This is a genomic window from Nostoc sp. GT001, assembly GCF_030382115.1.
Classification (GTDB): Bacteria; Cyanobacteriota; Cyanobacteriia; order Cyanobacteriales; family Nostocaceae; genus Nostoc.
The window spans coordinates 804375-824545 of the sequence record NZ_JAUDRJ010000003.1 but is presented as its reverse complement, the minus strand read 5'-3'; the positions used below and the strand labels follow the sequence as shown (position 1 = coordinate 824545).

The 20171-nt window shown below is 43.1% G+C and carries 16 protein-coding genes, 1 tRNA gene and 1 pseudogene; 10 read left to right on the top strand and 8 right to left on the bottom strand.

Features of this window, described 5'->3' with window-relative positions; genetic code table 11:
- Positions 1–595: 595 nt before the first annotated feature.
- Positions 596–2878: a M48 family metalloprotease gene (locus QUD05_RS06485; protein WP_289795356.1), complete on the bottom strand. Its 2283-nt coding sequence runs from the start codon at positions 2876–2878 to the stop codon at positions 596–598.
- A 183-nt stretch (positions 2879–3061) separates the two neighbouring features.
- Positions 3062–4690 (bottom strand): peptide chain release factor 3, encoded by a 1629-nt coding sequence (locus tag QUD05_RS06480; RefSeq protein WP_289795355.1) that lies wholly within the window; start codon positions 4688–4690, stop codon positions 3062–3064.
- A 124-nt stretch (positions 4691–4814) separates the two neighbouring features.
- Between QUD05_RS06480 and QUD05_RS06475 the strand changes: the two genes are divergently transcribed.
- The 7 genes and pseudogenes from QUD05_RS06475 to QUD05_RS06445 all read left to right on the top strand — a co-directional run bounded on the left by QUD05_RS06475 (position 4815) and on the right by QUD05_RS06445 (position 12223).
- Positions 4815–5174 carry a DUF4870 domain-containing protein gene (locus QUD05_RS06475; RefSeq protein ID WP_289795354.1) on the top strand — a complete coding sequence of 120 codons (360 nt, stop codon included), beginning with the start codon at positions 4815–4817 and terminating at the stop codon, positions 5172–5174.
- 388 nt (positions 5175–5562) lie between these two features.
- Positions 5563–6544, top strand: a pseudogene (hemB, locus tag QUD05_RS06470) (porphobilinogen synthase).
- Between the two features lie 648 nt (positions 6545–7192).
- Positions 7193–8176, top strand: coding sequence for an alpha-ketoacid dehydrogenase subunit beta (locus QUD05_RS06465; protein WP_289795353.1), 984 nt, complete (start codon positions 7193–7195; stop codon positions 8174–8176).
- 147 nt (positions 8177–8323) lie between these two features.
- Entirely contained in the window at positions 8324–9736 is a 1413-nt protein-coding gene (secD, locus tag QUD05_RS06460) for a protein translocase subunit SecD (protein ID WP_289799894.1), read from the top strand.
- Positions 9733–10722 carry a protein translocase subunit SecF gene (gene secF / locus QUD05_RS06455; RefSeq protein ID WP_289795352.1) on the top strand — a complete coding sequence of 330 codons (990 nt, stop codon included), beginning with the start codon at positions 9733–9735 and terminating at the stop codon, positions 10720–10722. The genes secD and secF overlap by 4 nt, the downstream gene beginning before the upstream one ends.
- A gap of 264 nt (positions 10723–10986) precedes the next feature.
- On the top strand, positions 10987–11400 hold the full coding sequence (locus QUD05_RS06450; RefSeq protein ID WP_289795351.1) for a hypothetical protein: 414 nt from the start codon (positions 10987–10989) through the stop codon (positions 11398–11400).
- Positions 11401–11752: 352 nt separating this feature from the next.
- On the top strand, positions 11753–12223 hold the full coding sequence (locus tag QUD05_RS06445) for a GNAT family N-acetyltransferase (protein ID WP_289795350.1): 471 nt from the start codon (positions 11753–11755) through the stop codon (positions 12221–12223).
- Here the strand turns inward: QUD05_RS06445 and QUD05_RS06440 are convergent.
- The 4 genes from QUD05_RS06440 to QUD05_RS06425 all read right to left on the bottom strand — a co-directional run bounded on the left by QUD05_RS06440 (position 12186) and on the right by QUD05_RS06425 (position 15619).
- Positions 12186–13106, bottom strand: a complete 921-nt coding sequence (locus tag QUD05_RS06440) for a sensor histidine kinase (protein WP_289795349.1) — start codon at positions 13104–13106, stop codon at positions 12186–12188. The genes QUD05_RS06445 and QUD05_RS06440 overlap by 38 nt on opposite strands.
- Positions 13107–13203: 97 nt before the next feature.
- On the bottom strand, positions 13204–13812 hold the full coding sequence (locus QUD05_RS06435; protein ID WP_289795348.1) for an L-threonylcarbamoyladenylate synthase: 609 nt from the start codon (positions 13810–13812) through the stop codon (positions 13204–13206).
- 63 nt (positions 13813–13875) lie between these two features.
- Positions 13876–14766, bottom strand: a complete 891-nt coding sequence (gene prmC, locus QUD05_RS06430; protein WP_289795347.1) for a peptide chain release factor N(5)-glutamine methyltransferase — start codon at positions 14764–14766, stop codon at positions 13876–13878.
- Between the two features lie 25 nt (positions 14767–14791).
- Positions 14792–15619, bottom strand: coding sequence for a Tic22 family protein (locus QUD05_RS06425; protein ID WP_289795346.1), 828 nt, complete (start codon positions 15617–15619; stop codon positions 14792–14794).
- Positions 15620–16216: 597 nt separating this feature from the next.
- Between QUD05_RS06425 and QUD05_RS06420 the strand changes: the two genes are divergently transcribed.
- A complete protein-coding gene (locus tag QUD05_RS06420) occupies positions 16217–16906 on the top strand; it encodes an IS1 family transposase (RefSeq protein ID WP_289795345.1) in 690 nt (229 codons plus the stop codon).
- A 68-nt stretch (positions 16907–16974) separates the two neighbouring features.
- Here the strand turns inward: QUD05_RS06420 and QUD05_RS06415 are convergent.
- Positions 16975–17048, bottom strand: a tRNA-Pro gene (locus tag QUD05_RS06415).
- A 299-nt stretch (positions 17049–17347) separates the two neighbouring features.
- Positions 17348–17899 (bottom strand): GNAT family N-acetyltransferase, encoded by a 552-nt coding sequence (locus QUD05_RS06410; RefSeq protein ID WP_289795344.1) that lies wholly within the window; start codon positions 17897–17899, stop codon positions 17348–17350.
- Positions 17900–18382: 483 nt separating this feature from the next.
- Here QUD05_RS06410 and QUD05_RS06405 point away from each other — a divergent pair, with 483 nt between their 5' ends.
- The gene (locus QUD05_RS06405) at positions 18383–19102 is read left to right on the top strand and encodes a hypothetical protein (RefSeq protein ID WP_012410214.1); all 720 of its coding nucleotides are present in this window, start codon (positions 18383–18385) and stop codon (positions 19100–19102) included.
- A gap of 129 nt (positions 19103–19231) precedes the next feature.
- Positions 19232–20149, top strand: coding sequence for an alpha/beta fold hydrolase (locus QUD05_RS06400; RefSeq protein ID WP_289795343.1), 918 nt, complete (start codon positions 19232–19234; stop codon positions 20147–20149).
- Positions 20150–20171 lie beyond the last annotated feature (22 nt).

The following is a 20171-nucleotide window of genomic DNA, read 5'->3' as shown; positions in this document are numbered from 1 at the left end:
ACTTAGCTTTGGCTTTTAAATAGATGCTATTGACCAAGACTGCCATAAACCAATTTTTTTGCTCGAAACTGTCAACTTATACAACAATACAGTTTTTCGTCGGGATCAAGCTTGTTTAATCCAAAGGCTCACACTATGGTGAGCTAATAACACCTTAATTCTAAGAATTGTAAATTTAATAGCCTATTGCCTGCTAAAGTACACGCTTTCTTCTATGCCCTTTTTCGCAGAATCAAATACCATTCCTTACATTACCACGGTATTTTCTACGTAGCTAGTTTAGCGCATATCTTTTCGGCATTAGTATTACTGCATGGTAACATAAAACACATTTTTTTATGCAAGTGAGCATATTTTGAAACAAAAACCAGCCACTGGCTGGNNNATTTGCTGCTGTGTTGGGAGGATAAAAAGGTATAGACGGGGAAAAAGCACCTAAATCCACAACTAAGCGGTGATACTGAGTTATGTCGGTTGCTGTTGTTTGTGTAAATAAATGTAACACTTGNNNAGAAAACCTGCAACTTTTGTTTACATTCCAATTTGTCCTTTGTCCTTTGTCCTTTGTCAATAACCAATGACCAATGACCAATGACTAACCAGTGAGAAAGACGTATGCGCCCCAAGCCTGTGCTGCAACAGCTAAAAAAGTAGACCAAATGGGATGAGGGCTATGAATGGTTTTACCACTTTGAGTTTCTAGAGTTTGGATATCGATCCAAGGTGTTGCTCCTCGGCGAAACCAACCTGTAACGATAATTTGCCGGCCAATTAGATCCTGGTGATTGACTGACTGTCCTAGCCAAGAAATGTGGTGTAATTTCACCAAACCCGCGCTAGATTGCAAGATTAAATCTTGCGCTAGGGTGTTACTAGTGCCTTGACGACCTAATAATTTACCCACAAGACGCACGCTGACGCTATCAATAGGTAAGGCAGAAGGGTCAGCTAACAGGTTGGGTAAGCTGTCTTCAGTTTGTACGGTGGCAGGTTTAATATCGGGGAAGAAAGAATTAATCCGCATCACAGTACCGATGCTAAAGCCAATCAGAAGACAGCCTGTAATGAAAGACCAATCTTCATATATCCACTTTAGATTTAAAAACTTGAGTGTGAATGCTAGTTGCCAGGTTAGCCAAACTAAAGCTGCAAACAGAACCCCTAGAGGAATTCCCAACCAGGGAGCGACTTGTAATAGAAAAGACTGACGCTTAACCTTTGATGGAACGCTATCAAAATGTAGTTCGGTGTCTAGATGCCAGTGACGAGCTATTTGGCAGAGACGTTCGATGCGATCGCCCATTAAAGGATGGCTATTATTAATCGTAAACCATCGGCGATAGGGATTGGCGGTATCCCACTTCAAAAAGGATTCAAAAGATAGATTACTGGCAATAGTGCCCAAAGATAAACTTTGTTGGTAGCTGACTGGTGTTAAGAGATTTAAGCTTTCCAGTTGCCAACTGGTGTGTTCTTGTTTTTGGATATCAGCGGCAATGCCAATGGCAATTTTGAGTAAAGCGCGAATCAGGGCATTGGGATTACCAGTAATTTCAGCGGCGACGCGATCGCTATAATAAAGCCGCAACCGCGACAACCACAATGCAGTTCCAGTCAGCAAACACCAAATTCCATAAATCAGACTCGCCAGAATTGTCACTGGCCAGCGCCAAATTTTCGCGGATATTTTGTCTCCCAACTCCGACACTTGCTGATATAGCTTATGAGTTGGTAGTGTCACCAGCAGCAACAAAGACATTACAGCAAAATCCCAGTGAGCGATATGCCCTAGTTGCGTAGCGTAAATAATGGCGATTTCATCATCTGCCAGCTGCTCTAATAGCCCTTGACTCACAACAATTCTGGCATTACGTGGTAAACTACCATAAGTCAGAATAATTGGTGCAGCCGTTGGTAAAATCCGCAGTTTGGGTAACGGCCAGTGCCGCTGTTGGGAACAACGTTGTAGCACCCGAACGGCTTCGCGGCTATGGGTATTCAATACATCTTTCGGAAATTCTCGTTGACCATACAAATTCGCCAGTAGCAGATCCAGCAACCAAGGTGATACTCCGATTAAAATCACCAATGCGATTAGCAACAGTTGAGTAGGATCGTGGTATAAAAGCTGTATTGGCTCCAGATAAGGTAGTTTGACTAAAGTCTGGTTGATTAATCCCAGTGCGAACTTGAGGATTTCTCGTATTACCCAAAACAGGGCGATGAATGTCCCTGCGGAGAGTAGTCGTAAGGGAATTAATTTTGGTTTACGTAGTGGTTGCCATGCTCTGGCGCGTTGTGCTTGTCGCCAGTAAATAACACCGAATAATTTGGCTTGGGTGCGAGTAACAGAACCCATGAAGCCGCTTAGGGATGCAGCCAGTGGTGGTGGCGGTGTCGCTAATGTAGCTTTGAGTCTAGCTAGTGGCACCATCGACGGGATGTCGTCGCTTTTGGTTTCTATTACTCGATCATCGTTCGGCTTTTCCTCTGATGTAGGAGTTTCCGGGGAGTAATGGGGGTTGAATCTGGTGTTGAANTCTGGTGTTGAATTCTCAAAAGCAACAAATCCAGTTTCAACTTTTTTTGATTCTCGCTCGGATTTTTTACGTTTTGTCAGGTGTTCGAGAGCGCGTGTTGCCCACTCTTGAACTTGCGGATTGTTACTCTCAATGAGATTCTGGGAAATAGCGATCGCTTTGGAAACTTCGCCAGTGCGAGCATAAGCCATCACTAAACCAACCTGAGCTTGTAAGCTAGCAGTCCCATTATTTTGGCTGCTAGCAATAGGTTCTAGTTGGGTGATCGCTGTTTGGTAATTTCCCTGTTTGAGGGCAACTAAACCAGCCTCCAAAGACGGTTTGGCATGTGAAGGCATACAAATTCTGGCACTCCAATCTCTTCTAAATGATCCACGTTTGTGCAAAAGCGCGAACCTCGGATGCCGTGGAAATCAACCGCGCTCAAGTTTTGCTTGTCAAGTGAACGATAAAGATTGAATAAAGGTGTCAGTTATCAGAACTCAGTTGAGTATTCTGTAAGACTAATTCTGTATTCTTCTTCACTCTTCCACTGGTTGTTGACTAGAAAATACTGGAGCGATCGCGCTTAATTTTAACTCTGGATGGTCGCCCAATAACTGTTGACAATTCCATTCATTACGGAATAGCAACACTGGTCGTCCCATACTGTCTTTAACTGTAGTGGTATTGAATATTCGTCCCACCTTTTCTAATGCTTCCCAACCACCCTCAACCCAACGGGCGACACTGTAGGGCAATAAATCTAATATGGTTTCTACACCATACTCATTTTGTAAGCGAAACTGTACCACCTCGAATTGCAACTGACCCACCGCCGCCAAAATTGGATCGCGCTTGGCTTCATCAGTTGAATACATAATTTGCACAGCACCTTCTTCTCGCAATTCCGCAACACCTTTTTGGAATTGTTTAGACTTCGAGGGGTTGGGATTCCTCAGAGACGCAAACAGTTCCGGCGAGAAATACGGAATCCCCTCATATTCGAGCTTTTGTCCCGTGTAAATTGTATCCCCGATCGCAAAAACACCGGGATTATTCAAACCGATCACATCGCCAGGATAAGCCACATCAATCGATTCTCGCTCTTGAGCAAAGAGTTTTTGCGGGCGAGACAGACGGATGAGTTTACCAATGCGAGCGTGATTCACCATCATATCTTTTTCAAACTTACCAGTGCAAACCCGGATAAATGCGACGCGATCGCGGTGCTTCGGGTCCATATTCGCTTGCAGTTTGAAGACAAACCCCGAAAACTCCGGGTATGTAGGGGGAACTTCGCCAACACTGCTGATATGAGAACCGGGTTTGAGGGCATAGTCGAGGAAATACTTGAGGAATAACTCGACCCCAAAATTAGTCATGGCGCTACCAAAGAACACAGGCGTCATTTTGCCTTCATGTATCAACTGTAAATCTAGCTCTGGCCCAACTCCTTCTAACAGTTCTAAATCGTTTTTCAGTTGGTAGTACAGGCTTTGTTCTAGCTGTTCTTCTATTCTCGGATCGCCTAATTCCGCTATTGTATCGCGGGCTTCTCGGCTGCCGTGGGCGCTGCGTTCAAACAAGTGTATTTGTTGCTTGTGTCGGTCAAAAACACCTTTAAAGCGATCGCCCATACCAATCGGCCAGTTGACTGCATAGGTTTGCAATCCCAATTCTTGCTCAATTTCATCCAACAATTCCAGAGGTTCCCTTCCTGGGCGATCGAGCTTGTTGATAAATGTAAAAATCGGGATACCGCGCAACTTACACACTTCAAACAATTTGCGCGTTTGAGGTTCCAAACCCTTTGCCGCATCAATCAACATCACGGCATTATCGGCGGCGGCGAGAGTACGATAAGTATCTTCACTGAAATCTTGGTGTCCGGGAGTGTCTAATAAATTTATTTGACAATTCCGGTATTCAAATTGCAACACTGTGGAGGTAATGGAAATACCCCGTTGTTGCTCCATCGCCATCCAGTCAGAAGTAGCTTTGCGCTGTGCCCGTCGCGCCTTAACCGCCCCAGCTTCGTGAATTGCACCCCCGTACAGGAGTAGCTTTTCAGTTAGTGTAGTTTTACCAGCATCTGGGTGAGATATAATCGCAAAGTTGCGGCGAAGTTCAACTGCTTGAATAAGTTCAGACTGAAGTTCAGTAGACATAAATGTATTTGTTTGAAAGCTTGCTTAATTTTTTTTGACTCTGGTAAGTCTTTTAATCTTAAGACAACGATGCTCATGATAGGGTCGTAGTATAACCAACAATCTGACTAAATAGGAGAAAGCAATGTACGACACAGACAAGCGAAAGCTTCTATCAGCTTTGTCTCATGGAGCTATTTTTTTCAGCACAACATTGGTATCTGTAGGCATACCTATCGCCATACTGCTCGTATCTGACGATCCTGTTGTTAAAGAAAACGCCAAAGAATCGGTCAATTTCCATTTTAATGTTTGGTTTTATGGTGCAATTCTGGGAGCGTTGTTTTTTCTATTCGGTTGGTTAGTATTACCTCTATTATTGCTGGGGCCACTAGCTGGTCTGGGATATCTATTACACTGGGGATTAACAATTTGGGCGCTCATTGGAGTTTTCAGTAATCCTGATATACCCTTCCGTTATCCCTATATTTTCCGAGTTTTTTAACACAAATTTATTGGATTAGGCATAGAGCATTGGTAATTGTCAGTTATTTACTACCAAGCACAACATTTCATTAAACTTAGTAGCAAATTCTCTGCGTGCCTCTGCGTTTACCTTCTCTACGAGACGCTGCGCGAACGCTAATGCGAATGCGCCACTTTGCGTTGAAATTTTTGAATTTTGAATTGCTTCATAATGTTGTTTTTTTTCCAGTCCGTCGGATAGGTGCAACCAAGCTGTAGAATACAAAATTGCCCCACAACTTGATTAAGAGTAGGGCAAAGGACAGTTAAGCACTGTTTGTAGTCTGTCTGACGGCAGGAAAATTTTAGCCTGCTTTTGTGACGCTTTGTTTTGTGTCTATTTGCGTTGTTTTTCTTGATAAAATTTTATGTTTCCTACACATCGCCCCCGTCGTCTGCGTACTCATCCCCAACTGCGCCGGATGGTTCGTGAAACTGTTTTAACAACAAACGATTTAATCTACCCATTATTTGCTGTACCGGGTGAGGGAATCGCTAATGAGGTGAAATCGATGCCCGGAGTCTACCAACTTTCGGTAGATAAAATTGTTGAAGAAGCAAAAGAAGTTTACGACTTAGGAATTCCTTCTATTATTCTATTTGGTATTCCAGCTGATAAAGATGTGGATGCCACTGGCGCTTGGCATGATTGCGGTATCGTCCAAAAAGCGGCGACGGCAGTAAAAGCAGCAGTGCCAGATTTGATTGTAATTGCTGATACTTGTTTATGTGAGTATACTAGCCACGGTCATTGTGGTTATCTGCAAGTTGGTGATTTAACAGGACGAGTTTTAAACGATCCAACTCTGGAATTGTTGAAGAAAACAGCGGTTTCTCAAGCGAAAGCTTAGTGCCGATATCATCGCACCTTCTGGGATGATGGATGGTTTTGTCCAGGCAATTCGTCAGGGATTGGATGAAGCCGGATTTCAAGATACGCCGATTTTATCTTATGCTGCTAAGTATGCTTCGGGTTATTATGGCCCATTTAGGGATGCAGCAGACTCGACACCACAATTTGGGGACAGAAGAACTTACCAAATGGACCCAGGTAACGCCCGCGAAGCGATTAAAGAGATTGAATTGGATATCGCTGAAGGCGCTGATATGCTCATGGTTAAGCCAGCCTTGGCATACATGGATATTATTTGGCGGGTGAAGGAAGCAAGTAACCTACCGGTTGCGGCTTACAATGTTTCTGGTGAGTATGCGATGGTGAAAGCTGCGGCTCTCAATGGTTGGATTGATGAAGAGCGGGTGGTTATGGAAACTTTAACTGGGTTTAAACGCGCTGGTGCAGATTTGATTTTGACTTATCATGCCAAAGATGCGGCGCGATGGTTAAAGTAGGCTAGGCATATTGAATACTAATTTAGTGGGAAATCTCACGCAGAGGCGCGAAGACGCAGAGTTGTGTTTTGGTGTTTGGGCGTGAGATTCTTTGTATTTTGGCTAGTGCGATGCCTGCGGTTTTTGCTAGCCTACGCAACTTTGGACAGTATATTGTCAAAAACCTTTCGAGTGGGTGTTATGGGGATAGCGATCGCAAGCGTTAGGGTGGGGTTCTTATTGATCTGTTTCAGTTACTACTTCTACTGTCGTTTCATCCTCAGAAATGTCAATGGTTAGTAGAACCTGTTTAACTATAGATCACCGCACTCCTTTTGCTTATCAGTGCCAAGTTATAAAATCTTGATTGGTGGGTGATTTAACTGCTAACTTTGGCAGTGCTAAATTAAGTGTAAGTGCTTATTTGCAGTTAAACTGCATATTTGGGTCGCGATAGTACTGAAGTATAAGGTTGCCTCATTTACCAGAGGCAGAGGCGATCGCTCCTAAAACCTCTAAAATCTATTTGATATAGTTATGGCAATCACTCGCTCTATGCTAGGGGCCGTTTATTTAAAAAACCTAAACTCTAACTAGTGCGATCGCTCACTGTATTTGTGACAGCAGCAGGATAAAATTCTAAAACCATAATCGTACTAAAAGGTCTAAATGGCAGAAACACTATTCTTCAACGCCTTACGGGAAGCCATTGATGAAGAAATGGCGCGTGACTCCAGCGTATTCGTTCTCGGTGAAGATGTTGGACATTACGGCGGTTCCTATAAAGTTACCAAAGACCTGTACCAAAAATATGGCGAACTCCGCATTCTAGATACCCCCATTGCTGAAAATAGCTTTACTGGGATGGCTGTGGGAGCCGCAATGACTGGCTTACGTCCGATCATTGAAGGCATGAACATGGGCTTTTTATTGCTCGCCTTCAACCAAATATCCAACAACGCTGGGATGCTCCGCTATACTTCTGGCGGTAACTTTAAAATTCCGATGGTAATTCGCGGCCCTGGCGGTGTAGGACGGCAGCTGGGTGCAGAACATTCCCAACGACTAGAAACCTACTTCCAAGCTGTGCCAGGGTTAAAGATTGTTGCTTGCTCCACACCAAGAAACGCCAAAGGACTCCTGAAATCCGCAATCCGCGATGATAATCCAGTGTTGTTCTTTGAACACGTTTTACTTTACAACTTGAAAGAAGATTTACCAGAAGAAGAATACCTGCTCCCTTTAGATAAAGCAGAAATTGTGCGTGAGGGAAAAGATGTCACAATTATCACTTATTCCAGAATGCGGCATCATGTGCTACAAGCAGTAAAAACTCTTGAAAAACAAGGATACGATCCAGAAGTTATCGATTTAATATCCCTCAAACCATTAGATTTTGATACCATTGGTGCATCAATACGTAAAACCCATAAAGTCATTGTTGTGGAAGAATCGATGCGAACTGCGGGTATTGGAGCAGAAGTCATCGCCTCAATCAACGATCGCTTTTTTGATGAATTGGATGCGCCAGTACTGCGGCTTTCTTCCCAAGATATTCCCACACCTTACAACGGCAATCTGGAACGACTAACAATCATCCAACCAGAGCAAATCGTAGAAGCTGTGGAAAAAATGGTAGCATTGCGGGTTTAAAAGTTAGGAGTTAGGAGTGAGGAGTTAAGAATTCAAGATTGAATTTACAACTCCTAACTCTCAACTACTAACTCCTAACTCTCAACTCCCAACTCATAACTCCTCAAAAGAACGCTATTATAGCGTTTGTCAGTTGCGAGTTATGGTATGCAAAGACAGCGATCGCTATTAATTTTGATTTTAGTCCTGATAATCGCCGCTATTACGGTGATTGCCACAATTCCGATACCCCTAGGGCTGGACTTGCGCGGAGGTTCATGGCTCACAATTCAGGTAAAACCATCAGCGGATATTCCCAAAATCACCGACCGAGAATTAGAAGGTGTGAAGAAAGTTGTCGAAGGCCGGATTAATGGTCTGGGTGTTTCTGAGCCAGTAATCCAAACAGTCGGCACAGATAAAATATTGGTGCAACTACCAGGAGTTAACGATCCAGAACAAGCTGAACGGGTGCTAGGGGGTACAGCACAGTTAGAATTTCGTACCCAAAAGGCGAATACAGAAACTCAACTGCTGGCTTTCCAAGCATCTAGAGCCGAATTGAAATTCAAGCAAGAAGAATTAAGAAAGAGTACCGACAAAGCGGCAATTGCAAAGAATCAAGAAGACTTACAAAAAAACAATCAAGCGATCGCAGAATTGTTTGAAAGCACCGATCCACCGCTAATTGGCAAATACCTCAAGGATGCCTACGGTGAACCCACTCAAGGTAACAACTGGAATGTTGCCATTCGCTTCGACCAAAAGGGTGGCGAACTGTTTGCCAATTTGACGAAAAATCTCGCTGGTACTGGGCGTAGCATTGGTGTTTTTCTGGACAATGAACTGATTAGCGCTCCCACCGTGGGTATAGAATTTGCCGCTACTGGCATTACTGGTGGTTCTGCCGTAATTACAGGACGTTTTACCGCCCAGCAAGCCAATGACTTAGGCGTGCAGTTACGCGGTGGCGCATTACCCGTACCAGTCGAAATCGCAGAAAGGCGGACAGTCGGAGCAACCTTGGGTAAAGATAGCATTCAAAGTAGTATTTATGCTGGAGTCGGTGGTTTGACTTTAGTATTAATATTCATGGTGGTTTACTATCGACTACCAGGATTGATTGCGGATATATCACTAGTGATTTACTCTCTCTTAACTTGGTCAACCTTTGCTTTGTTGGGTGTTACCCTAACTTTGCCAGGAATTGCTGGTTTTATTCTCAGCATTGGGATGGCAGTTGATGCCAACGTGCTAATTTTTGAAAGGACGCGGGAAGAATTGCGGGCTGGTAAATCTCTGTATCGTTCCGTGGAATCTGGTTTTTATCGAGCATTTTCTAGTATTTTAGATAGCAACGTCACTACATGGATTGCTTGCGCTGCCCTGTTTTGGCTGGGGTCTGGTTTAGTCAAAGGCTTTGCTCTAACCTTAGCTTTGGGAGTAGCTGTGAGTATGTTTACCGCAATTACCTGTAGTCGGACATTGCTATTTTTGGCAATTTCAATTAATTCTTTGCGGAAGACAGAACTTTTCTATCCAAACCTGCCAGCGTCGAATAAGGCAGAGGTGACTCAATGAAACTAAGCATTAATAAATCGCGATCGCTTTGGTGGAGTATTTCTGCGGCTATCATCATCGCTGGTATCATCTCAATGGTGATTTCTTGGCAACAACCCAGTATTCGTTCCCCCTTACGCCCCGGTTTAGATTTTATCGGTGGTACGCGGTTGCAGTTTGTCCGAGATTGCACCAAACCCGGTAACTGCGACAAACCAATTGATATCAACGCTGTCCGGGAAGTAGCAAAAGCACAGGGACTAGGTGATAGCAGTATCCAACTTGTCTCAGAAAATGGTGTAGAAAATGGTGTACTAATTCGGTCAAAAGATTTGGGTGTCGATCAACGTACCAAATTACAAAACGCTTTGAGCGAAGAAATCGGCGTTTTTGACCCACAAAAGAACCAGATTGACTCTGTTGGCCCTACCTTGGGAAAAGAACTGTTTACATCTGGGATGTTAGCTCTGATAGTTTCCTTCATCGGTATTACTATCTACATGACTTTCCGCTTCCAATTAGATTATGCTGTGTTTGCGATCGTTGCCCTACTCCACGATATCTTGATCACAGTAGGGTCTTTTTCATTTTTGGGTTTGGTAGCAGGCATCGAAGTAGATAGCCTTTTTATCGTCGCCTTACTTACGATCACAGGTTTTTCTGTCAACGATACAGTGGTAATTTACGATCGCATTCGGGAAACCCTTAAAGTCCATCCCGAACAGCCGATTGCCGAAATTGTAGATGATGCGGTTAACCAAACATTGACAAGATCGATCAACACTACCTTAACTGTATTACTGACATTATCTGCAATCTTTCTATTTGGTGGGGAAACACTGAAATACTTTTCCCTCGCTTTGATTATTGGCTTCACAATGGGAGCTTATTCGAGTATTTTCATCGCCAGTACTCTTCTAACTTGGTGGCGAGAGCGTAAAGGGGAATCCCAGGTGTTAGACAATGCTGATTCAATTGATACATCTCCCAGTTCCCAGGATAGTTAAACTTGTGTATATTTCACAATTGGGTGAAAGCATTTTGAATTGCTCACCCACGCCTTGCAATTTTTTAAGAAGAATTCAGAACTCAGGAGCCAGAATTCAGTATGAATTTTGTCTGACTGGGTAATGAATATTGGTTTAAAACCAAGCCGAATTGTGGGCGAAAGCAAATTCAAACATTATTGCCTTAAAACTCTATCCCTTCATGGGTCAAGTGTTCTGAATTCTGAATCCTGACTCCTGAATCCTGACTCCATTTATTCCCCTATGGATCAACCGGAAGAACGATTAAATACTGTCCCAGATTTTGAGAAATCTGACCCATCGTTTGCTCAACAAGTACAAAGGCTACATCAGCTAACAGTATATGGCAGGTGGCTATTTGTGGGCTGTTTATGGCTGACGATTGCGCCTGTCTCCTTGTGGGGTCTACGTACAGAAATTGCTCTGTGGCAACAATATTTTACCTGGGTGGCAGTGAGATTTGGATTATTCTACCATCCACTGTCTACCTTCGGTCTCGCCTTTTGTCTGGGGATGACTGCTGCTGTTTTAGTTTGGCAAAGTCGGAATATTCTACTTGGACTACCACCGCAGGAAAAACAACGTTTAGAAAAACAAGTTTATCGGATACGTCAACAGGGAAAAACTCATCCTCTATGGAAGTGGGTTTGTCATTAAATTTTCTTTCTCTACACGTACAGCAATTTATAGAAAAATATGACTTAACTCAAAGTTTAAATTAATGGGTAAGCAATTTCGTAGTAAGGACTTGAGTCCTTAATTTTCTCAGCACTAAAGTGCTTAGGGATCTGCGGGTTAATAGTGTCGAAACTCGGTTTATTGGTACTTTATTTTCACGCAAGTCCCTTACTACCAACTTTTCATTACTAGCTTAGACATTGTACGAGACATCTGCTGAAAAAGAATGTAGAGATGTAGTAGTGCTAAGTCTCTACAATATTTCTGAATAATGCATATTTAATTTCACCAAATGTCTGCTCAAAGATACTGCTAAAAGTGGATGCCATACATGAACGATCTTCAGATTAAATTTAGCGATCGCAAGTCTGAAATTGACCTTTACCAACTCCAAGAACTGTTAAACGTTTCCGCTTTCTGGGCAAAGGGACGCAGTATTGAAGACTTAGGTATAGCTATTGCCAATAGTGAACCAGTGATTTCCGTCTGGAATAGCGATCGACTCATTGGCTTTGCTAGAGCAACATCTGATGGCATCTATCGCGCCACAATTTGGGATGTTGTGATTCATCCAGAGTATCAACATAGTGGGTTGGGAAGCAATTTAGTAGAAACTGTTTTGAGACATCCCCGGATGAAGTCGGTTGAGCGTGTTTACCTAATGACTACTCACCAGCAGGGTTTCTACGAAAAGATTGGTTTCCAAACCAACAGCACCACTACGATGGTGTTACACAATCAAGCTAACCGTGCTTTTGTTTCTGCTACAGAAGTTCAGTTTCAGGAATCACTAGGGGGATAGAGATTTGTAGTCTGGTAAGCTGTTGATGTGGTTCCTTCACAGTAGTCGAGGGCAAGATTTCTAACTTTCCTCCCATAACTTCCACCAAAGTTTGATTGATTAATAGTCTCATTCCTGGGGAAAGAGCAGCCTTTTTTTGTTCAATCTGAGCCAACCGATCTTCAAATTTGAGCAAATCAATCGGTTCGCTTGATGCTACAGCATGGGTTGGTAAATCTAGCCAAATGTTTACAAAATTATTTGTAGGTAGAGTGCTAGTGGAAATACAAATGCTGCCTTCCTCCATCTGAGTAATGGCAGTGTCTATTAAACTTATCAATACTTGGCGGAGCCAGAGGTAATCTGTCAAAACATAAATTTCTGTGTCGGTGGGTAATAATTTTAAGGGAAAATTGCGATTTGCCGCCAGCATATAAGTTAAGTCATGAACCTCCTCTAAAATTTGGGCTAAGGGTCTGGGCTGAATATCTAATTTATTGGTGCCGTGTTCAGCTCTAGCAACGTTAAGAATTTCATCCATTAGCTTTAGCAACTTCAGCGTTCGCTCGTGAGCTTGGGCAATAAATTCTCGCTCTTCAGCTGGATTTTCACACAAATCTGACAAAATTAATTGATGTAAGCCAATCAAACCATTAAAAGGCGATCGCAATTCATGGGTAGTCCGCGCCAAAAAACCAGCTTTAAACTGGCTCATTTCCCTTGCCATCAGATATGCCAGCTGTGTTTGCTGTAGCTGTTGTGATATTAGTGACATATCCTGTTCAGCTGATGGCGCTACTGGGAATGAGCTAGATGAAACATTAGGCGTTCGCCCAAATAACTGACGGAAAACCATACCTAGTGCTATTCCTACTCCTAGATATATCCAGTTGCTCCAATTCATATCTGGCAATTATTAATTTGCTAATGAAGTACAACAGCGCAAACTAAAGTTTCAGATTTCTCTGTTGTTAACACCATGAAAACAACATTATAGCTACCTATACTTGGTTATCACTCGAAATCTCTAACTCGATCGCACCTTGTCGCAAAATTTGCCAATTTCTCCCTGTCCATTTTGCAACGGTGGAAGGTACACCTATCCCCTGTATTTCACCCTGGTATTCTGTCGTTGCTAAAGTCAAAACCTGGGGAAACTGAGTCTCAATTTCTGTCATTGTTTGCAAAGGTGGCTGACCAGAAAAATTGGCGCTAGTGGTCGCAAGAGGGCCTGTTTGCGCCAAAATAGTTTGAGCGATCGCACTGTTTGGTACTCGAATCCCAATTGTTGTTGGATCGATGGGATTCATAACTTTTGGTAAGCGTTCACTCGCTGGCAAAACTAATGTCAGCCCTCCTGGCCAATATTTATCTGCTACCTCTTGCCAAACTTTATATTCATTCTCACTACCTTTGACATACGGCCGCAAATCTTCAGCACTAGCCGCCATCAAAATCAAAGGTTTGTCTTGACTACGTTGCTTCGCCGCAAAAATTAATGCTGCTTTTTCTGGTATCGCTGCAAGTGCCGGAACAGTATCCGTAGGAAAGCTCACCAAAAGACCAGCGCGTGCGCCACTAATTAGATTTATTAGAGAAACTTGGGTCATATTTACAAAATTAGGAGTTAGAAGTTAGGAGTAAAGAATTTCATAACTCATAACTCATCACTCCTAACTTTTGTAGGCTAGGGCAAAACGTTCAATTCCAGCTAAATCAGCGTGAATTTGAATTTTACAATAGCTACCTTGATTTTGTAAAAGTTCTCGCACTGCATCTGCTTGCCCTGTCATCATCTCAATTAGCCAGACGCCACCCGATTGCAAATAACTGGGGGAGACTTCGATCAAATGACGAATGCAATCTAAGCCATCAGCCCCACCATCCAAAGCTAGATGTGGTTCATGCTTCACTACTTCTGGTTGCAAAGTAGGTAAGGTGCTGGTGGGAATGTAAGGAGGGTTGGACACCATACCACTGAACTGACCTTTTAAGAATGCCAGTGGCTCCCACCAGGAACCTTGATAAAATTGAATCCGGTCAGCAAAACCCAAATTATCAGCGTTGGTTCGAGCGATCGCCAGAGCCTCTAAACTGTAATCAACTGCATGAATTGTGGCTTTTGGCAAGACATCTGCTAATCCGATGGCGATCGCACCACTCCCAGTACCCAAATCTGCCCAGTGTCCTGAAGCATTGCTAGCAGATGCTTCAGCTAAATCGATTAAACACTCTGTCTCTGGCCTGGGAATCAAAACCGCACTCGACACCGCAATTTTAAACTGACGCCAAGTTGTAGCTCCCGCAATATATTGCACTGGTAAGCGGTCATTTAATCGCCTCTGCCACAACTGTTCTAACTCTTCTAGCGGCAATTGCAGTTGAATTTGCGGCCAGTTTTTAAAAGACTCCAAACGTAGTGCCAAACGGTCTAAGCCAGCAACTTCCAGGAGCAGCCAATCTACTTCCATTGGTGGGACATCAGTGGCGATCGCTGCTTTGAGAGCTGCATTCCGCCACTGCCAAAGTTGTAAACCAGAGACTATCAGATGTTTCTCCCCCATATCTCAACCTTGGAACGCATATCCGTTATTTTTTCGGAGCGGCGGCAGGAGCTGGCTTGGCAGCGGGTGATTGATTTGGCGCCAGGGAGCGAATAAAGTTGATCGACTCCCGTGATGGATACAGAACAATTTTATTGATACTAGGATCGCTGCTGCTATTGAGAGCTTCCATAACACCGTACAAATCCACCACCTGAATTTCAGTATTGGCTCCTTCCTTTGGCACGGCTTTTTTGAATTCTTCTAACAGAGCCACTGCTTGTTCTTTCTCAAAAAAGAAAGGGATGTATCGTTCATTACCTTTAGCAAGGGGAATAGTCAAATAGCTATTATCTTTCTTAAATTTAGGTACAAATAAGGGAATACCATTGAATTGCTCTCCCTTTTTACCATTTTGATTGAGCATACTTGTTGCCGAGGCTACTTGCTGTTGCGTCGGCACTAAAGTATAAATCACAGAATCTGATTTCTTTTTGCTTTCTTGGACTATTTTATAGTAGTCTGCCAAGGACAAAGGTCTAACCTGTAGAGTGCTTGCTAACTGGGGATTTTCTTTTTTGAGGCGATTGTCAAGGAATTTTTGAGCATCTTGCTTGCTAATAAAAAATCCCACTTGTGATACAGGCTTGGATGCGTTGTTTGCGTTGTTTCTCGAAAGAACTACGAATTCGCCTTTAGGATTGGTGAGCGTGAATACAGGCACTTCTTGGAGCTTTTTCACTACCTGATCTTGTGGCAGAGCGATCGCCTCTAGATTGCCCATTCCTGGTAGATTGCCTATTCCTGAAAGCCCCGTTAAAAATACACTGCCAGCTATACCCAATGTTGCGCCTAAGCGAATAAATGATTTCATGACTGCTCCTCGCATCAATAGTCCAATTAAATTAACAAATGGTTGGATTTGCACAGCACCAACTAGCTTTAGTTATATAGCAATCTATTTCAGTTGTGAAAAATTCATTATGCGCGTTGAGGTTGAGTGTTAAGCTCAACGGTCAAAATCCAATGTTCCCTAACTATTTATAGTTACTGTAGTATCGTTTTCACAAATTGGCTGTGCTAACGTTGTGTTTTTCGAGGTTTTGCTTCGCTATATGACCGCGAAATGCCGTAGATGCTTATTATATGTCTTCTCAAACAGCAAAAACTCTCTCCATCTCTCCAACCTTGGAGATGATAAATGCCATTTTATCGGCTTTTTCTAAAATTAGTTGACGCTATTAGTTAATCAATCGTTCCATCTGCGATTGCTTTAATATCTTCTCAAATCTATACAAAGCTCAGTGTTAAAAATCACCTTACTACTTAACTGCAAAATTTACCTGTTAAGCCTCAACAGGAAAACAGCTTAATTGGTCTTCTCCATAAAAATATCCAATTAAATTGCAGATGTTAGCAAATAAAACCTACCGGCGTTGCATAATGGCGGTATGAATTGAGGTAAAACTGGATGGAATGTCCGCGTTGTGGGTCGTCTCATATCCGTAAGAACGGAAATAAAAGAGGTAAACAGAATCACATTTGCTGTAATTGCGATCGCCAATTTATTGATCGGTACGAACCACCTCAAGGATACAGTGATGAAGTGAAACGGGAATGCCTGAAAATGTACGTTAATGGTATGGGATTTCGTGGCATTGAACGGGTCAAAGGTGTGCATCACACGACATTGATTACTTGGGTAAAACTTGTAGGAGAACTGCTACCTGATGTTTATGATCCAGAGACAATTCCAGAAGTTGGCGAACTCGATGAACTAGAAACGTTCGTCGGCTCAAAAAACAAAGTTTGGCTTTGGACAGCAGTGAACCACTTCACACAAGGTATTTTAGCGTGGGTTTTGGGCGACCATAGCGCCGAAACTTTTCGACCGTTATGGGATATTGTAGGTACTTGGCAGTGCTATTTCTATGTCACGGATGGATGGTTGGTCTATCCAGGCTTTATTCCAGAGGGCGACCAGATTGTGAGCAAGACTTACATGACACGAGTTGAGGGGGAAAACACCCGGTTGCGCCACTATCTCGCTCGATTGCATCGAAAAACGCTATGTTATTCCAAATCAGCACAAATGCTGAAATACTCGATTCGATTGCTACTTCACTATCTCAAGTTTTGGGATGTTCCAGTTTCAGTATGATTCATACCGCCATTATGCAACGCCACCTACCTAACTGCTCTAACTATTAACTATATTAATTAATTAAATCGGGATGACAGGATTTGAACCTGCGGCATCCTGCTCCCAAAGCAGGCGCGCTACCAAGCTGCGCTACATCCCGTTATACTCATCCGCTTTTTTGGGTTTAGTTTTAGCTTTCCATCAAAGCGATCGCGCTTTCACAAAAGCGTTAAGGCAATCATATCACATAACATCGCTCATGCCTAATATATTATATCTTCTGCAAATAGTAGCTAGATTAGATGTTNNNACTGATAAAGGCTTGTCTGCCGACTTAGTTTTACAAGAGAATTACTTGTGCGTTCGTCGGCTAAACCTCGTCAAACCAAATTTAAATAATAGATTTGTACTACTATACCTGATTTTATTGTGCGAATCGGGTTTTATTTGGATTGAGCATTAGTGAGGATACCAGAACATACCTTTGATACCTTCTGGATCAGCCATAAACCCCATAGTTCGGTAGAAATCTACAACATGGGGATCAGCGAAGAGAGTGACATTACTAATTTCTTCACTCCTAAGTTTTTTGAGAACGTATTTCATCAGCGCTTTTCCCAGTCCTTGACTTTGAAAGTCTGGGTGAACCACTACATCCCAAATAGTGGCATTAAAGGCGTGATCTGAGGTAGCACGGGCAAAACCAATGAGCCGCTTTTGGTTTCCTCTCACTTGCCACATTGAGGCAACGAGAAAACTATGCTCAATAGCTTTTTTTACTTTTCTTAGAGGACGACGCGACCAACCAACTGCATCACAGAGTTCTTCTAGCTCATATAGGTCAATATCTCGTTCCGTACTGAAGACGATCCGAGCCTCCTTTGAAGCAGCTTCGCTAATACTACTGGGGCTGGAGTTGCCCGCAGTTTCCGCGGTATGCTCTTCAAAGAGGTTTGTCCTACTTGTCCCTACAGATTCAGGAGTACTAAACCAAGTTTTCCAAAAACCCATGCCAACGCGGTTCGGGTAGTATAACTGAATTGGTTTCCACTCTCAGGAGTGTTGATTCACTTTTAACATCGCTACTCCCATTTATTACCCTTTACACTCAAAGTTTTTCGGTGTTTTCGGGATTTGCAATGGTAGCAGCCAGTTAGAGCGTGTTTCACACCAATCATTTTCAACTTTAGCATTTTGTTGTAAGGCTAGGAGAAATTCACTAAAAGGGTAAGGATATAAACAATTCAAAATTTAAAATTCATAATGGAAAAACCTAATCCTGGCAATTGCTCGTATAGAGCTTAAATGCACGTTAGCTTAGGAATGAATTGTATACACGGGATTGGGCATTGATAAAGAGGCAGAGGGGCGGGGTGTAGGGTAAAACTCTTCTACCTTGATCCCTCCTCTCAGTCCCCAATCCCCAGTCCTTAACACCCAGCCCCCAACACCCAGCCCCCAGATGACGAAAGCAAGCGAGTCTTACCTTTAACAATGGCTTCTGGTTTAAAATCTTCGACACTGGAACTCCTAAAGCGCTTTAACCGAGCGTTTCCCCAGTTTTATGAGCAATTCGTCAGTAGTGAAATTCAACTGCAAAATTTGCGGTTAGCCTACCGTCTCTATAAAACTAGACGCGCTGTTATTGAGCTGAAACCGGAAGGTAGCAAAAGTGCCCTGCATTTTGCTTACCGCAACCAGTCTTTTCTCCTCAGCGATATTTTTGGTGTACTAGCAGCTTATGGGTTGACTATCCACGGTTTAAGTCTATACGGTCAAATCCGTCCGCCAATGTTAGTTTTTATCAAACTGTTGGTATCTCGTGGTAGTAAAGCCTTGACCGAGAAAACCGCAGAAAATGTTTGTCGCGCCATTCGCGAGGCTTTAGGAGGTCGGTTTGAGGTAGAAGAGATGCTGGCAGTAGAATTTAATCTTGACACTGGCTTAGAGCAGGTACAAACTGAATTCTATGTAGATCCGGTATTTCATCTCCCTGCCTTAGTGATTGAAGCTGATAATCAACCAGGATTATTCTACAAAGTAATGTACGCTATCTGGCAGGAAGACCTTCTGGTAGTCAATGCGAATTTACTGGTTTGGCGCGGACGTACACGGCTAATTCTCTACTTGTTAGGGCCGAATGAAAGTCTCATTCCTGAATATCTGGGTCACAAAATTGCTGAAGGAGTGCGACAGAGGTTGCTGGGTAAATAAAAAAAGTGAAAAGTTATGAGTTATGAGTTATGAGTTATGAGTTATGAGTTAAAAATTCCTCACTCCTAACTTCTAACTCTTTCTACTTTAGTATTTAGTCGCACCCGTCCTTAAGGGTACGATACAAGTATGGCAACTATCGAAATCTTGGGCGTTCCACACGCATACGAGCTAACGGCTCCCACTTCCTGCCCCCATGCTTTAGTATTTATCCACGGTTGGCTCAATAGCCGTGGATATTGGCAACCTGTGATTTCCCGCCTATCAGATGATTTGCAGTGCCTGTCCTATGATTTGCGGGGTTTTGGTGAATCCCAATCCCAGGTAAAAACTGATTTTAGTCGAGCACAAACGTCTTTGAGTCTGACGCCCATCTCCAGTAGTACGGCTGACTCATCTTTCGATTCTCTTTATACTCCTGCTGCGTATACTCAAGATTTAGCAGCTCTCCTGAAACAGCTAAATATTACGAGTGCTTGGCTAATTGGTCATTCATTAGGGGGGACGATCGCTCTTTGGGGAGCAGATCAAATGCCTGAGTGTGTTAAGGGAGTTATCTGTATCAACGCTGGCGGTGGTATTTATCTCAAAGAAGCCTTTGAGCAGTTTCGCTCGGCGGGTCAGAAATTTTTGCAAGTCCGTCCGCGCTGGCTGTCCCAAGTGCCTTTGATTGATTTGCTGTTTACCAGAGCTAGTGTGGCTCGTCCTTTGGAGCGCTATTGGGCACGTCAGCGAGTAATAGATTTCGTTGTGGCTGATCCAGAAGCGGCTCTGGGAACTCTGTTAGACTCCACAACTGAAGAAGAAATCAATCGTTTACCTGAGTTAGTATCTCAACTTAAGCAGCCAGTTTATTTTTTGGCTGGCGCGGAAGACAAGGTTATGGAACCCAAGTATGTGCGCCATTTAGCGAGCTTTCACAGGCTTTTTCAATATTGTGGTGACAATGTTCTGGAAATTCCTAATTGTGGACACCTGGCTATGTTGGAACAGCCGGATGCAGTGGCCGATCACATCCGGGCGATAGTCAATAGTTATAGAGTATAGGGAATTGGGGATTGGGGATTGG